The organism is Shewanella sp. A22 (assembly GCF_053850585.1).
In genome coordinates this window covers 1-16,221 of sequence record NZ_JBSQBN010000105.1, presented here as the reverse complement: position 1 = coordinate 16,221, position 16,221 = coordinate 1, and the positions used below count along the sequence as shown (strand labels likewise).

Sequence of the window (16,221 nt, the reverse complement as noted above, 5' to 3'; positions counted from 1 at the left end):
GGACTTTGAAACCCGCCAGAATGGAGTCTCTCAGGTATTCCACTTCTGTGTTACATCGATTTAAAAGGCAACAACCATTTCTACATCAATGTGCCTTGAATTGAAAAACCTGAGAGACTCTGAACTGGCCAGATATTTAATGGGATTGGTATAATAACGAAGATAGAAATTTGAACAATAAAAATGGGCACTATAAGTGCCCATTTTTACATCGACCAAAAACTACAGCGTTAGCGCTGCATCTAAAGTCATCACAATCATTTCACTGAATGTAGTTTGACGCTCATCAGAGGTGGTTTTTTCACCAGTACGAATGTGGTCAGATACTGTCACAACACATAAGGCTTTTGCACCTAGCTCATGTGCAACTCCATACAAACCAGCAGCTTCCATTTCGACGCCTAATACACCCATTTTTTCCATCACATCAAACATTTGAGGATCTGGAGTATAGAATAAATCAGCAGAGAAAACGTTACCAACACGGATCTTCGTTCCATGTTTTTTAGCTGAATCAACGACAGCGCTTAATAAGCTGTAGTCAGCGATAGCAGCAAAATCGTTGTCTTTAAAACGTAAACGGTTTACGCGTGAATCTGTACATGCGCCCATACCAATAATCACATCACGCACTTTTACGTCAGTGCTAATAGCACCACAAGTACCAACACGGATTAGGTTTTTGACGCCATAATCTTTAATTAATTCATGAGCATAAATTGAACAAGATGGAATTCCCATACCTGAACCCATAACCGAAATACGCTTACCTTTGTAGGTACCAGTAAAACCAAGCATGTTACGAACATCTGTTACTTGCTCAACATTTTCTAGAAATGTTTCTGCAATGTATTTTGCTCGTAATGGATCGCCTGGGAAAAGTACTGTGTCACCAAAAGCACCTTCAACAGCATTAATATGTGGTGTAGCCATGTTATAACCCCTATGTTTCTATTTTATTTTATATAACTAAATCATGTTTGCAGTTTAGCAAAGCTATTAAACTTTATATAGAACCGTCGTTTGAAAATGTGACTAATTAATAAAAGATTCACCATAATTCATTGGTTCTAATTTAAAATAACTCGCAATAGACTGACCAATATCAGCAAAAGACTTCCGGCGACCTAATGAACCCGCAGGTAAACCAGCACCATAAGCTAAAACCGGTACGCGCTCACGAGTATGCTCAGTCCCCACCCAAGTAGGGTCACAACCATGATCTGCTGTAAATAAAACAAGGTCATCTGGCTCTAAAGCCGCAAATAACTCAGGTAAACGAGAATCAAAATATTCAAGAGCTTTAGCATAACCAGCGGTATCACGACGATGACCATAATGAGAGTCAAAATCAACAAAGTTAGTAAATACAATGGTGTTATCACCTGCACGCTTAATTTGCGCTAAGGTTTCATCAAATAACTCTTCAAGACCTGTGGCTTTAAACTTTTGAGTAATACCACTATGAGCATAAATATCGGCAATTTTACCAATACTGACCACTTCACCACCGGCATCTTTCATTTTATCAAGCACTGTTGGTGCAGGCGGCAATACCGCATAATCATGACGATTACCTGTACGGGCAAAATCAGTCGATCCTGTACCTACAAATGGGCGCGCAATAACACGACCAATATTGTAAGGCTCTAACTCTTCACGAGCGATTTTGCATAAATTGTAAAGGTTCTCTAACCCAAACGACTCTTCATGACAAGCCACTTGGAAAACAGAGTCAGCAGAAGTATAGAAAATAGGCAAACCTGTTTTCATATGTTCTTCGCCTAATTCTTCTAGAATTTTAGTGCCTGAAGCATGGCAATTACCTAAAAAGCCGTCTAATCCTGCACGCTTTAGGATTTTATCCGTTAATTCTTTAGGAAATGAATTGGTTAAATCGCTGAAATATCCCCATTCATATAAAACGGGTACGCCAGCCATTTCCCAATGTCCACTTGGTGTATCTTTGCCAGAACTTAATTCATCAGCGTGGCCATAAGCACCAATAAGCTCAACATTATCACCAAAACCAGCAGCAAACTGACCAGTGCTTTCAAAACCTGCGTGACCTAAACCTAATCGAGCAAGATTCGGTAATTTTAAAGGGCCTTGTCGGCCAATATCCGCTTTACCTTCCGCACACGCCTGCGCAATGTGGCCGAAAGTATCAGAACCGACATCACCAAACTTATCTGCATCGGTGGCTGCACCGACACCAAAAGAATCGAGCATTAAAATAAAAGTTCGTTTCATCATATTTTCCTTTATAAATCTGAAGCGCGAATATAACGATATATTTCAGGCGTCTTCTCAGGCGCACTATCGCCAATAACAATCGCTTGCTGAACAGCTGCAGCGGCTTCTGCAAAGGCATCTTCAGATTGAGCATGGATCATCGCTAACGGAATATCTTGATTCACTTCCTGACCCAATGCACACACTTGAGTTAAGCCAACACTGTAATCCAGTGCGTCACCAGGTTTACGACGTCCGCCACCTAGGGTAACAACAGATAAACCCAGTTCGCGTGTATCCATTTTATAAGCAAAACCAGATGTATTCGCATAAACAGGACGGATAATCTTCGCTTGAGGTAAATACTTATCATATGACTCAACAAAATCGGTTGGGCCACCCAGACCAGCAACCATTTTAGCAAACGCTTCAGCTGCTTTACCATTATCGAGTACAGCATTTAACTTATTACGTGCTTCTGCTTCATTTTGTGCAATACCACCTAAAATAAGCATTTCTGCACATAATCCCATGGTGACTGCATACAAACGCGGATTACGATATTGACCAGTTAAAAAGTTAATCGCTTCGCGAACTTCTACAGCATTACCTGCACATGAAGCCAACACTTGGTTCATATCCGTTAATAACGCCGTTGTTTTTGTGCCAGCACCGTTTGCGACAGCAGTAATACTGCGGGCTAATTCTTCAGATGCTTCGTAGGTTGGCATAAATGCACCACTGCCAACTTTGACATCCATTGCAAGGGCATCAAGTCCAGCGGCTAACTTTTTAGATAAAATGGATGCGGTAATTAATGAAATAGATTCTACAGTGGCGGTATTATCGCGAATGGAATAGAAACGTTTATCTGCCGGTACTAAATCACCAGTTTGGCCAATGATGGCAACACCTGCGTCTTTAACAACTTTGCGGAATAACTCACTTGAAGGCTCAGTCTGATAACCTGGAATAGCATCAAACTTGTCTAAAGTACCACCAGTATGGCCTAAACCACGACCTGAAATCATCGGTACATAACCACCACAAGCAGCAGCCATAGGGCCAAGCATTAAGCTTATGACATCACCCACGCCGCCAGTACTATGCTTATCAATAATTGGACCATTGAGACCAAGTGAATCCCAGTTTAATACGGTTCCAGAATCACGCATGGCAATCGTTAATGCAATACGTTCGTCCATATTCATGTCTTTGAAATACACCGCCATGCCAAACGCGGCAATTTGGCCTTCTGAAACCGTGTTATGAGTAATACCGTCAACAAAAAATTGAATTTCAGCAGTACTTAGTGCATCGCCGTTACGCTTTTTACGAATAATCTCTTGAGCAAGAAACATATTGAATCCCCTTTTAGGCAACCCAACACCGCTAGGATCGCCATTAATAACTGAAATGCCACCGAATGATGGCGCTTTGCACAACGATCATTCATCATGCAAAGAAGGAATTAACGAATTAGTAACCTGATGTCGCTTTAGGTGCGTCAGTTAATTCTAGGGTATGCAACAAGCTATTTAACAAGCTAGAGGCACCAAAACGGAATGTTTGTGGGCTTACCCAATCTGCACCTAAAATACGCTCAGCTAATGCTAAAAACTCGGCCGTTTGAGCGGCATCACGCACGCCACCAGCAGGCTTAAATCCAACTTGGCGATTTTTTTCACTAATGACGGTTAGCATAATTTCAGCGGCTTCAATTGTGGCATTAACAGGTACTTTACCTGTTGATGTTTTAATAAAGTTAGCACCCGCATCGATTGACAACTCTGATGCTTTTCGAATAAGTGCAGGATCTTTCAACTCACCAGATTCGATAATCACTTTTAACAGGACATCATCACCACATTCTTCTTTACATGCTTTAACCAGCTCGAACCCAACAGACTCATTACCAGCCATCAACGCACGGTATGGAAACACAACATCTACTTCATCAGCGCCATATGCCACTGCAGCTCGAGTTTCCAATACTGCAATAGCAATGTCATCATTACCATGAGGGAAATTGGTGACTGTTGCGATTTTAATGTCTTCACAATCGAGTTCATTAAGGGTTTTACGTGCGATAGGAATAAAGCGAGGATAAATACAAATCGCGGCAGTATTACCTGCAGGAGACTTGGCTTTGTGGCATAGGTCGATCACTTTTTGATCGGTATCATCGTCATTTAATGTGGTTAAATCCATTAACGAAATACCGCGTAGCGCCGCTTGTTTTAAATCAGTCATAATTGCTCTCCAAAACGAAAAATCAAAGTCGATAATTTTTTTCAGGCAATACTATAGTGCTGGCATATGATTATAATTATGGCCGGGCCTTCTGTATTGCCAGTAAATTTAGGTGATATTTACTAACCTAAGTATTCAATCTGATAACGAGTACCACGACTTGAATCCTTGAAGACCGGAAAAGGTAAAACAAAGATATTTGTTTTAGCTATTCCGCGAAAAATCCATTTTAGCGCGTAAAAATAAAACTTTGTAGAATACAAACCTTTATATAAAGATACTAAAAACTAATAACGTTAGATAAAAATTCGGCATCGTTGTTCATATTAAAGATGGAGCCGCAAAAGCGGCTCCATCATATTCACTAAACCAATCTTAGAACTTGTAAGTTGCAGATAGGTAATGTGACCAACCAGTAGACTCTAGGCCTGTAGCGCCACCGTCTGTAACTGTGTACACATCTTGGAAGCCTTTTAAGCCATAACCCAGTGCGTAACGATCTGAGTGCCAGTATAGACCAAAGAAGATATTTCCGCCGCTATCAGAAAGACCTTTAACTAGAGGACCATTCTCTTCTGTTGGCCAATATGCTTCATCAGCACCGAACTGATAATCGATATAACCTTGGAAAGACAAGAAGCTCTTGTTGTCAAAGAAGTAGAAAGGTTTGAACCAGTTAGCTGAGAACTGATAACCGTTCCATTTTTTGTTGTTCATGTCATATAAACCATAAAGGTTCATACCAGTTTTACCTAACCAAGGTACATTAACATCAGCACCAAGACCCCAAAGAGTATTGTTTACGCCTTCGCCACTAAGACCATCCCAAGTGAACAAAGTAGAGAAATACACTTCTTGTACTGGGCCAAAAGATAAATCTTTACCAGAAATTGCATCAATAGAGAAACGCGGAGCAAACTTCATAAACAATTTGCTTGAGCCTTCGCCTGGGTTTTTGTCACCATTGTTAGTTGTTTCTGTCGCTAAGTTGAAAACATCAACATAGCCATAAAGATCAACAACACCAGAACGTCCGCCAAATTCCATTTCTAGGTAGTTATGTTGATCACCTGAAGATGGATTTTCTGGTTTTTCACCAATAGAGTACATAGCGTTAAACTGTAACCACTTGTAATCACTACCGTGAAGATCGCTACGATCTGCAGCAAAAGCATTACCAGAAATAGCAGCAACTGTTGCACCCGCTAAAGCTAACATTTTTACATTTTTCATCATCAACCCCATGTATATTATTTAACTATCTTCTTGGATAGCACTTCTTTTAGTCATTCGTATTTTACCGTTACTGATATAAATCTCAATATTTAATCAATAAAAAACGAATACAAAATTCTTTTTTGTGAACAATGTCGCGACTTTTTGTCTACACATTATTAACAATTTGACCTTTTACTTCGGAATAGAGGATTTAAACCATCCTCTTTTACAATCACTAAAACGTCATAAATTCATATTGGGAAACGGTGGATTAACACAAAAATCAATAACAACTTTCTACAAAACTGGGTCTCTAACATTGACTTACATAAAGACCCAGCTGTTGGAGGATTCCCCCAGGACTTACTCTTAGATAGCTAAGAATAAACCGGCTAATGTCGCGCTCATTAAGTTAGCTAATGAACCAGCAATAACAGCACGGATACCTAATTTTGCAAGGTCATGACGACGTGAAGGAGCCATAGCACCTAAACCACCTAATAAAATTGCAATTGAAGATAAGTTAGCAAATCCACATAATGCGAAAGAGATAATCGCTTTAGTACGATCTGACATCATTACGCCAGTTTCTGCTACAACTTTGAACCCTTCTGCTGACGCATCAAGTAGATACGGAGCAAAGTTCAAGTAAGCAACAAATTCGTTAACAACAATCTTTTGACCGATGAAAGAACCAGCAACTAATGCTTCGTTCCAAGGTACACCGATTAAGAAAGCTAGTGGCATAAAGATATAACCAAGAATTAGCTCTAGCGTAATACCTTCTACACCAAACCAACCTGTTACACCACCAATGATACCGTTGACCATCGCGATTAAACCAACGAATGCGATCAACATAGCACCAACGTTCAAAGCAAGATGCATACCTGAAGAAGCACCACCGGCTGCTGCATCTAAAACGTTTGCTGGCTTATCTGGATCATCTGGTAAATCATCCATTTCGTTAATAGCAGTTTCAGTTTCAGGGTGCATCAGTTTAGCCATTAATAGACCACCTGGTGCCGCCATAAATGACGCTGCAACTAAATATGCAATTGGAACACCCATTTGCGCGTAACCAGCTAATACAGAACCTGCAATAGAAGCTAGACCACCAACCATGATTGCGAATAATTCAGATTGAGTCATTGTCGCAATAAACGGACGCACAACTAATGGTGCTTCTGTTTGACCAACAAAGATGTTGGCTGTAGCTGACATAGATTCTGTACGACTAGTGCCTAATGCTTTCTGTAGACCACCGCCGATAATACGGATAACCCACTGCATAATGCCTAAATAGTAAAGCACAGCAATTAGAGAAGAGAAGAATATAATGACAGGTAATACGTTGATGGCGAAAATGAAACCAACTTTAAAGTTAGCCAAATCACCAAATAAGAAGCTAGTACCAGCTTGTGCATAACTAATCACACTTGATACAGCGTCAGAAACACCTTTCAGAATATCTTTACCGACTGGTACGTATAAAACGAAACCAGCGAAGAATGCTTGAATAGCTAAAGCACCACCAACTGTACGTACATTAATTGCTTTTCTATTATTTGATAGTAGAAAACCTATCACTAGTAAGGTGACCACCCCTACTAAACTCATTAATATATCCATTAATCATCACCCTTTTGTTAACAGTTTTTTTGAATGTTGTTAACTCACCTAATTTCCGTTGACGATTATAACTGAGCGTGAAACGAAAAGCGTCGTTTTGATCAACTTTTTAGAGTTTAATTTCAATCCCTTAGCAAAAAAAACAGCTAAATCACATTTCCGTTTTAAAAAAAAGGATTAAAGCTCAAATAGTTGCACTGCATTTTTATTCGACTGTTCTAATATACAGACAGTTTCTTTTTTCTTTAAAAATGAGATTTCGGACACAATTCTGCTCAATATAAGGGGGGTGTTACGTGTATGCGGATGGTCAAATGGGCTCATGCTTGGCGAATCTGTTTCCAATAAAAAGTGCTCTAACGGTAAGTTTGTTACTGCTTCTCGAAGCTTCTTGGCTCTGGGGTTGAGCAATAATCCACCAATTCCTAATTTAAAGCCAAGTGCAATATACTGTTTGGCAATGTCAGTGTTTCCATAGAAGCCGTGCACAACGCCACCGCGAACTAACTTCATTTTTTTTAGTATTGTCAGCAACTCTTGATGAGCTTTAACGGCATGTAAAATAACTGGCAACTGATAAAATTGAGCAAGGTATAATTGTTTTTCTAGTAACAACAATTGTTTATCCGACCAATGATGTAATTTATCTAATCCGCACTCTCCAACAGCAACCAAACGCTTATTTTCTCGATATTGTTGTAATACTGTATCAAGCTTGATAATAGCAATATCAATATCAACTGGCACATACCAAGGATGAATTCCAAGGGCAAAATAGCAATCATATTGTTGAGCTATTCGTATTTGCTTCGGCCATTGTTCAACCGATACTCCGGGGATGATAGCGGAAGTAATACCTTGCTGATGCATTGCATCAAAAAGCTGTGCCCTATCATCATCGAACACAGCCATATCGAGATGAGCATGAGTGTCTATCATAGGAGTGCTCTTTGCGTACCAATATTAATTTGTTTGAATGTGGATTTTAATAATATCATTTCTTCAGTCGCTAAAATTCGATTAACAACTGCCGTAGCTAAGAGGCTTCGTCCGCTTTTATAACAGCATGAAATTTAATTTTACCAAAGTGTAATGATAAATAACTTTAAAATAGTGCTAATCATTCTTTTTCATGCGAAAAAATACAAAAATAAAGGTGGCAAAGCCACCTTTATTAACATAACAGCAAAATTTACATTAACAATTAATGCTCACGGGTCTTGGCAAACTCAATGTCAGGATAACGTTCTATTGATAAATTCAGATTCACCATCGTTGGAGCTACGTAAGTCAAGTTATTACCGCCATCAAGGGCTAAATTCTGGCTGCATTTACGACGAAACTCTTCTAATTTTCGCTCGTCGTTACAATAAACCCAGCGAGCAGTACTCACACTAATGCCTTCATAAATCGCTTCAACGTTGTATTCACTCTTTAAGCGGCCGACAACCACCTCAAACTGAAGAACACCAACTGCGCCCACAATCAAGTCGTTAGAGTCAATAGGCCTAAATACCTGTACAGCACCTTCTTCAGATAATTGTACTAAGCCTTTCAATAATTGTTTTTGCTTAAGCGGATCTTTCAAGCGAATACGACGGAACATTTCAGGTGCAAAATTAGGTACGCCAGTAAAGCGAAGCTTTTCGCCTTGAGTGAATGTATCACCAATACGCATAGTGCCATGATTATGTAAGCCAATAATATCGCCTGGATAAGCAGCTTCAGCTCGACTACGATCACCAGCCATAAAGGTTAATGCGTCACTAACATTGACATCTTTGCCTATACGTACGTGGTGCATTTTCATGCCTTGTTCATATCGACCAGAACAAATACGCATGAACGCAACTCGGTCACGGTGCTTGGGATCCATGTTGGCTTGAATTTTAAAAATAAACCCTGAAAATTTATCTTCATTTGGCATAACATCACGAACATCACTTTCACGAGGTAGTGGTTTTGGCGCCCATTCGACAATACCATCAAGAATATGGTCAACACCAAAATTACCAAGTGCAGTACCGAAATAAACAGGCGTGAGTTCACCTTTTAAAAATGCTTGCTGGTCAAATACATGTGAAGCGCCGGCAACCAGCTCCATTTCATCACGAATTTCAGAAGCATATGCGCCAAGCACTTTATCAAGCTCAGGGTTATGTAATCCTTTAATGATTCGCTCTTCTTGAATGGTATGACCCATACCACTTTGGTATAAAATGACTTCATCCCGTAAAATATGGTAAACACCTTTAAATTCTTTCCCAGAACCGATTGGCCAAGTCACTGGCGCGCAAGCTATCTTTAAAACAGCTTCAACTTCATCCATTAATTCAATAGGGTCTCGAATATCACGGTCACATTTGTTCATGAATGTCACAATGGGCGTGTCACGTAAACGGGTCACTTCCATCAATTTAATGGTTCTATCTTCTACACCTTTAGCGGAGTCGATTACCATTAAACATGAATCTACTGCGGTTAGTGTACGATAAGTGTCTTCCGAAAAGTCTTCGTGACCGGGAGTATCAAGCAAATTGATGAGTGCGCCACCGTAAGGAAATTGCATGACAGAAGTCGTGATAGAAATACCACGATCTTTTTCCATTTCCATCCAGTCAGACTTTGCATGTTGTCCTGACTTTTTACCTTTTACCGTACCGGCTTTTTGTAAAGCCTGTCCGAATAACAGTACCTTTTCGGTGATGGTGGTTTTACCCGCATCGGGATGCGAAATGATGGCGAAGGTACGACGCTTGTCGACCTCAACGTTGTTGCCTGACATGTTAACCTTGCACTAGCCGCTAAAAAAGGCGCAAATTATAGCGCCTATCGGTAGAATTGGCTAGGCAAAGTGCTTTTTAGCTTTTTATTGATTGTTGAGTAGTCTGTTGGATCATGTTTTTCATCTTAGCCAATTCGATTCTGGCATATCGATGTTCCACAAAATCATAAATATTTGTGGCTAAAGTTAACCGATAAAAATTGGCCGCTTGTTGATATTGGCCTTTTGAGGCAGCATGTTTCGCTAAGTAAAAGTAAGCTTCACATAAGCGCTCTGCATATTCTTTTTGTTGTGACAAGCCCACTTTAGCAGCAGAGAATACTTGCTCTTGATCTATTTTACCTAAGTAAAAGTCAACTAACACACTGGCCCAGTCTTGATCTTTTAGCTGTTGTCGCTGCGTCTCAAGATCGACTAGTGCTTGCGTTTTATCAACCGCAGAAGACATCAAATATAGCCATAGAACACGATAGCCATCACTTGGATCTCTATCATAAAACGCTTTCATATCAGTAACGGCTAGTTCATAACGCTCACCATAGTATAAGGCTATTCCACGGTTTAAAAAGGCATAGTCATAACTCGGCGATAACTCTAATACCCCATCAAATGCTTCATAAGCACTATCTAACTCACCTTCTTGGGTATAATAAATGCCAAGAAAATTATACGCATCAGCTAAATTCGGCTGTAATTTTAATGCTTGATGAAAATCAATACGACCAAGTAAACGTAGCCCTACACTGTCATAGATAACACCACGATCATAATGAAAACGTGCACGTTGTTCATCAGTTAACTCCATCGTAGCTAAAATTTCATTCAACTTGGCAAGTGTGACTTCCAGCTTATAATCAGGCATGACTGGCGCGACAATCATCTGCCCTGCTACAGGGTCATTTGAACCTAACGTTGCAGCACATCCTGACAACAACATACTTGCACCGACAACAACGGCAACGATTGTGGTGCGTAGTTTACATTCCATCCGCTTTACCTTATCAGGTTCGATTAATATTCAGCATCATAGCAATCTGACAATCTAAGAGCCATGGAGATTACAGATTATTTTTTGACTCAATAAAAAAGGAGATCAAATGATCTCCTTTTTAAGTCGTTTAACGCACTACATTAAATTACTCAGCCGATTCTTTTGCTTGAGCTTCTTTAATTGACAGTCTTACACGACCTTGGCGATCAACTTCCATCACCTTAACAGCCACTTCTTGGTTCATTTGAAGATGATCAGAAACATTTGCAACGCGTTCATCGCTTATTTGCGAAATATGCACTAAACCATCTTTACCAGGAAGAATGTTAACAAATGCACCGAAATCAACGATACGGATAACCTTACCATTATAAATACGGCCAACTTCAACTTCTGCTGTGATTTCTTCAATACGACGGATAGCTTCTTTAGTTGCTTCGCCGTTTGATGAAGCAATTTTGACAGTACCATCGTCATCAAGCTCAATCGTAGTACCCGTTTCTTCAGTAAGTGCACGAATTACCGCGCCACCTTTACCGATTACATCACGAATTTTCTCAGGATTGATTTTGATAGTCGTGATACGTGGGGCATGAGAAGAAATATCATCACGATGTGAACCAATAGCTTGGTCCATTACATTTAGGATATGAACGCGAGCGCCATATGCTTGTTGTAATGCGATATCCATAATTTCTTTTGTGATACCTTCAATCTTGATATCCATCTGCAATGCAGTGATACCGTCACGAGTACCAGCAACTTTAAAGTCCATGTCACCTAAGTGGTCTTCATCGCCTAAAATGTCAGAAAGCACAACGAAATCGTCACCTTCTTTTACTAGACCCATTGCGATACCAGCTACAGAACTCTTAATTGGTACACCAGCATCCATCAATGCTAATGAAGTACCACAAACTGAAGCCATTGAGCTTGAACCGTTTGATTCAGTGATTTCTGATACAACACGAACACTGTATGGGAACTCTTCAGCTGAAGGCATAACAGCATTCATACCACGCCATGCTAACTTACCATGACCGATTTCACGGCGCTTAGGTGAACCCACCATGCCAGTTTCACCAACTGAGTATGGAGGGAAGTTATAGTGAAGCATAAAGCGATTTGTACGTTCGCCCATGATGCTGTCGATTTTTTGAGCATCACGTTCAGTACCTAAAGTACAAGTCACGAGCGCCTGAGTTTCACCACGGGTAAATAATGCACTACCATGCGTACGAGGAAGTACACCAGCAAGCACATTTAATGCGCGGATCATGTCGGGTTCACGACCGTCGATACGTGGCTTGCCACTAATAATACGACCACGAACAATTTTCTTCTCTAAGCTACCTAACAAATTGTCTACTTCACGAGTATCAACATCAGGGTTTTCTGCGACTAATGCAGCTTTTGCAGCCGCTTTCACAATGCCAACTTGTGCATAACGGTCTTGCTTAACTTCAATTTGATAAGCTTCAGTCATGCCGACTTCGGCAAGATCTTTGATTTTAGCTACTAAATCTTGATCTTGAACTGGTGCAGTCCAATCCCATGTAGGTTTGCCTGCTTCAGCTTTGAACTCAGCAATGGCATCCACAACTACTTGTTGCTGATCGTGGCCGTAAGTTACTGCACCTAACATGATTTCTTCTGCAAGCGCTTTAGCTTCAGATTCAACCATCAATACAGCGGCTTTAGTACCAGCAACCACTAAGTTTAGTGAGCTTGTTGCAAGTTGATCAACTGTAGGGTTAAGTACATATTCATCATTGATATAACCAACACGCGCCGCACCTAGTGGGCCGCTGAAAGGAATACCAGAAATTGCTAATGCTGCAGAAGTACCAATCATTGAAACAATATCTGGTTCGATTTGTGGATCAACAGATACTACAGTAATGATAACTTGAACTTCATTTTTAAAACCGTTTGGGAATAAAGGACGAATAGGACGGTCAATTAGACGTGCAATCAGAGTTTCATCTTCTGAAGGACGACCTTCACGCTTAAAGAAACCGCCAGGAATTTTACCCGCAGCATAAGTCTTTTCTTGATAATTAACAGTTAGCGGGAAGAAGTCTCGGCTTAAGTCCGCTACTTTCTTTCCAACTACAGTAACTAATACTGTAGTGTCGCCCATGCTCGCTAAAACTGCAGCATCTGCTTGACGTGCAATAACACCTGTTTCTAAGGTGACGGTATGTTGACCATACTCAAAACTCTTTACAATTGGATTCACGTGACCCATTCCTTAATTTAATGACCTTTAATTACGCGCACAAGTATACTTCAATTAGAATGAATAGTTAAATAGTCGCGAGTTGTAGAACCTTAAAATCTTTAAAATAATCACTTTCCGACATTAGATCATCGCATTAGCAATGATTTACACGTCATTAAGATACGTTAATCTCAATTAAGTGAGTTAAGCTTCACTATTTCCTTTGATTAATGATGACAAGGCTGGTGAATTTGACTAGAGTTAGGCTTCATAATGTCAATTTTCTGAAGGGTTAGCTTACACATTTGCCACGTTCGGATTAACTTTTTCATTGTGTATATATCATTGATAGTTTTAGTATTACAAAATACTAAAATAAACTTGAAAAAATAGTCACTTATATGACATGGAATAAAACATGACGGCCCGTTTTAAGTCTCTTACATGGAAACAGACTAACTTAGTGGTATTTACCGCTTTGTTCTTCGCGATTGCTATCTTTATTGTCGAAATCGCATTAGTTGTCATAACAACTAAACAACAGCTTACTGAAGCACAACAAGAACTCCTTGACTCAGTTGAACAAACAACAACCAATGCGGTTTGGTCATTAGATGATAAACTTGCCGGACAAACCCTAGAAGGTATTATTAAAGTAGACAACGTCGGTTCAGCCGTTATTGAACTTGATGATGGTTCTTTGTTTGTCTCTGTCGCAAATGAATCCGATGAATTCCCCAACAGTTACATTTCCTTTAGCAATCGGCTTTTTGGAGAGTTAAAAGAAATCTCTCGCCCTTTATATCGCCCATTCTATTTCGAAGGGAACAAACAACAACAGCTTATCGGCACCCTAACAATATTTTATGATACTCAGAAGCTGACCACCAAACTCTTCAGTCAGCTCCAACTAGGGCTCATTGCCACCTTAGCTCGTGCATTATTGCTAACATTAGTATTAACCGTCGTGTTTCATCGTTTTCTCACCCAACCTATCGCACGAATTAGTGAAGCTATTGATAAAATTGATCCAGACTATCCTGATGAAAATTTATTGCCCATGTCTAAGGCGCATAGCGATGATGAATTGGGCTTAGTCACCAGTAAATTTAATCAAATTCTATTGCAGTTTAGCCAAACCCAAAACAAGCTGCGTAAAATGGCAACTCGAGATCCATTAACAGGGTTACCTAACCGCACCCTGCTATTGGAAACATTAAATGTCACCATTCAACGTTCACGGGTTCATAAACGAAATTTTGCGCTACTCTTTATCGATTTAGATCGCTTTAAAAATGTTAACGATTCGCTAGGACATGCTTTAGGAGATCAATTTTTAGCACGTATAGCGCGAATATTAGAAAGAGTCGTCGGTGATAGAGGCAGTGTTGCACGTCTTGGTGGCGATGAATTTGTAATCTTAGCCGATGAAGTTCAAACACCATCACAAGCTGCTGACTTTGTTGACAAATTGCTCACCCAACTAAATACACCAATTCAACTAAACGAACACGCAATTCACCCTGCAGCGTCAATCGGAATTTCGATTTACCCAGAAGACGGAATTACCGCAGAAGATCTTATCCGACACGCAGACATTGCAATGTATAGTGCAAAAGCGGCGGGTTCAAATCAATGGTCTTTCTTTAAACAACAAATGACCGAACGCGCAGCGGTAAGATTGCGTACAGAAGCGTCATTGCATGATGCTCTGAAAAACAACGAATTTTTATTATATTTCCAACCAAAATTCGATTTAAACACCAATAAAGTTGTGGGATGTGAAGCGCTTATTCGCTGGCAAAAAGACGGGCGACTGATTAGCCCCATGTCATTTATTCCGGTCGCAGAAGAAACAGGTATTATTATCCCTATTGGTCGTTGGGTCATAGAACAAAGCTGCAAAGTCATTAGAGAATGGCAACGTAAATACAACTATGAAATACCAATTGCGGTCAATGTTGCCTCACAACAATTTGCAGATGCCAGTTTAGTGCCTGATATTAAGCAATTGGCGATTAGATACCAAATAAGACCCGAATTACTGGAAATTGAAATTACTGAAACATCCCTTATGAATGATGTCGAACAAGCCATCGTTAAGATAGAGCAACTCAAATCAGCAGGCTTTGGTATTGCTGTAGATGACTTTGGTACAGGATATTCTTCTTTGTCTTATTTACGTCATTTACCTATCACCACAATGAAAATCGACCGTGCATTTGTCAGTGATCTTCCAGAAGATAGCGCCATAGCGTCGACCATTTTAATGCTGGGCCGTCAACTTGATCTAACCATTGTCGCGGAAGGGATTGAAAATATTCAACAGCTTGAATGGTTGAAACACAATCAATGTGAAATTGGCCAAGGCTTTTACTTTAGTGAGCCATTGCCGATAGAAGAATTTGAAGAAAAGTATATTACCTGCAATACAGCAAAGATAATGCATATTTAAACCAGCAAAGCATCATATAATGTTAAGTCTGCCATTATATGATGCCAGGCTTAACCGAAGCCCCCCACAAGCTTAGATCGCGCATTACCCTAAAGGGTATATAACGCGATAGTCATCGCGTAGGTTATCAAACCACTTGTACACAAAAAAACCACATAATATTAATACCAATCCTATTAAATGTGTGATCTTTCAGCGGGAGTTCAAAGAGCTGTAGGCAAGGCAGATGATGTAAGCGAATAGTGATTTTCGGTAACAAGCTCCTGCGTTACTCTACCTCCAGTATCTGACCGCCATGGAGGGTGGGAATGTCTTATTTTTTATGGAAAAAAATAGACCATGCCGTCGTATTTTGAAAGCATCTAACGAAGCATAAAGGACTTTGAAACCCGCCAGAATGGAGTCTCTCAGGTATTCCACTTCTGTGT

Annotated in this window: 11 protein-coding genes; 1 reads left to right on the top strand and 10 read right to left on the bottom strand. The window is 40.1% G+C overall.

All coding sequences use genetic code 11. The annotated features are described in order from the left end of the window. Window positions 1-222: 222 nt before the first annotated feature. From deoD to pnp, 10 genes are all read right to left on the bottom strand, one after another. Window positions 223-933 (bottom strand): purine-nucleoside phosphorylase, encoded by a 711-nt coding sequence (gene deoD, locus ACWXWT_RS16075; protein ID WP_137226279.1) that lies wholly within the window; start codon window positions 931-933, stop codon window positions 223-225. Window positions 934-1,035: 102 nt separating this feature from the next. Further along, window positions 1,036-2,253, bottom strand: coding sequence for a phosphopentomutase (locus ACWXWT_RS16070; protein ID WP_456042591.1), 1,218 nt, complete (start codon window positions 2,251-2,253; stop codon window positions 1,036-1,038). Window positions 2,254-2,264: 11 nt separating this feature from the next. Then, window positions 2,265-3,596 (bottom strand): thymidine phosphorylase, encoded by a 1,332-nt coding sequence (gene deoA / locus ACWXWT_RS16065; RefSeq protein WP_456042590.1) that lies wholly within the window; start codon window positions 3,594-3,596, stop codon window positions 2,265-2,267. 118 nt (window positions 3,597-3,714) lie between these two features. Continuing rightward, window positions 3,715-4,488, bottom strand: a complete 774-nt coding sequence (gene deoC / locus ACWXWT_RS16060; RefSeq protein ID WP_456042589.1) for a deoxyribose-phosphate aldolase — start codon at window positions 4,486-4,488, stop codon at window positions 3,715-3,717. A gap of 375 nt (window positions 4,489-4,863) precedes the next feature. Continuing rightward, on the bottom strand, window positions 4,864-5,721 hold the full coding sequence (locus ACWXWT_RS16055) for a nucleoside-specific channel-forming Tsx family protein (protein WP_456042588.1): 858 nt from the start codon (window positions 5,719-5,721) through the stop codon (window positions 4,864-4,866). 354 nt (window positions 5,722-6,075) lie between these two features. Continuing rightward, window positions 6,076-7,338, bottom strand: a complete 1,263-nt coding sequence (locus ACWXWT_RS16050) for a NupC/NupG family nucleoside CNT transporter (RefSeq protein WP_456042587.1) — start codon at window positions 7,336-7,338, stop codon at window positions 6,076-6,078. Window positions 7,339-7,515: 177 nt separating this feature from the next. Further along, entirely contained in the window at window positions 7,516-8,277 is a 762-nt protein-coding gene (locus tag ACWXWT_RS16045; protein WP_456042586.1) for a TatD family hydrolase, read from the bottom strand. Window positions 8,278-8,542: 265 nt separating this feature from the next. Continuing rightward, window positions 8,543-10,123 carry a peptide chain release factor 3 gene (gene prfC, locus ACWXWT_RS16040; protein WP_456042585.1) on the bottom strand — a complete coding sequence of 527 codons (1,581 nt, stop codon included), beginning with the start codon at window positions 10,121-10,123 and terminating at the stop codon, window positions 8,543-8,545. A gap of 76 nt (window positions 10,124-10,199) precedes the next feature. Continuing rightward, window positions 10,200-11,111: a lipoprotein NlpI gene (gene nlpI / locus ACWXWT_RS16035; protein ID WP_456042584.1), complete on the bottom strand. Its 912-nt coding sequence runs from the start codon at window positions 11,109-11,111 to the stop codon at window positions 10,200-10,202. 148 nt (window positions 11,112-11,259) lie between these two features. Further along, a complete protein-coding gene (gene pnp / locus ACWXWT_RS16030; RefSeq protein WP_456042583.1) occupies window positions 11,260-13,356 on the bottom strand; it encodes a polyribonucleotide nucleotidyltransferase in 2,097 nt (698 codons plus the stop codon). Between the two features lie 400 nt (window positions 13,357-13,756). On the opposite strand from pnp, the gene ACWXWT_RS16025 reads away from it, so the two are divergent. Continuing rightward, a complete protein-coding gene (locus ACWXWT_RS16025; RefSeq protein WP_456042582.1) occupies window positions 13,757-15,793 on the top strand; it encodes a putative bifunctional diguanylate cyclase/phosphodiesterase in 2,037 nt (678 codons plus the stop codon). The last annotated feature ends 428 nt before the right edge of the window (window positions 15,794-16,221 follow it).

Coding starts and splice junctions, on each gene's coding strand:
- deoD (WP_137226279.1), bottom strand. CDS start 933: ATGGCTACACCACATATTAATGCTGTTGAAGGTGCTTTTGGTGACACA.
- ACWXWT_RS16070 (WP_456042591.1), bottom strand. CDS start 2,253: ATGAAACGAACTTTTATTTTAATGCTCGATTCTTTTGGTGTCGGTGCA.
- deoA (WP_456042590.1), bottom strand. CDS start 3,596: ATGTTTCTTGCTCAAGAGATTATTCGTAAAAAGCGTAACGGCGATGCA.
- deoC (WP_456042589.1), bottom strand. CDS start 4,488: ATGACTGATTTAAAACAAGCGGCGCTACGCGGTATTTCGTTAATGGAT.
- ACWXWT_RS16055 (WP_456042588.1), bottom strand. CDS start 5,721: ATGAAAAATGTAAAAATGTTAGCTTTAGCGGGTGCAACAGTTGCTGCT.
- ACWXWT_RS16050 (WP_456042587.1), bottom strand. CDS start 7,338: ATGGATATATTAATGAGTTTAGTAGGGGTGGTCACCTTACTAGTGATA.
- ACWXWT_RS16045 (WP_456042586.1), bottom strand. CDS start 8,277: ATGATAGACACTCATGCTCATCTCGATATGGCTGTGTTCGATGATGAT.
- prfC (WP_456042585.1), bottom strand. CDS start 10,123: ATGTCAGGCAACAACGTTGAGGTCGACAAGCGTCGTACCTTCGCCATC.
- nlpI (WP_456042584.1), bottom strand. CDS start 11,111: ATGGAATGTAAACTACGCACCACAATCGTTGCCGTTGTTGTCGGTGCA.
- ACWXWT_RS16025 (WP_456042582.1), top strand. CDS start 13,757: ATGACGGCCCGTTTTAAGTCTCTTACATGGAAACAGACTAACTTAGTG.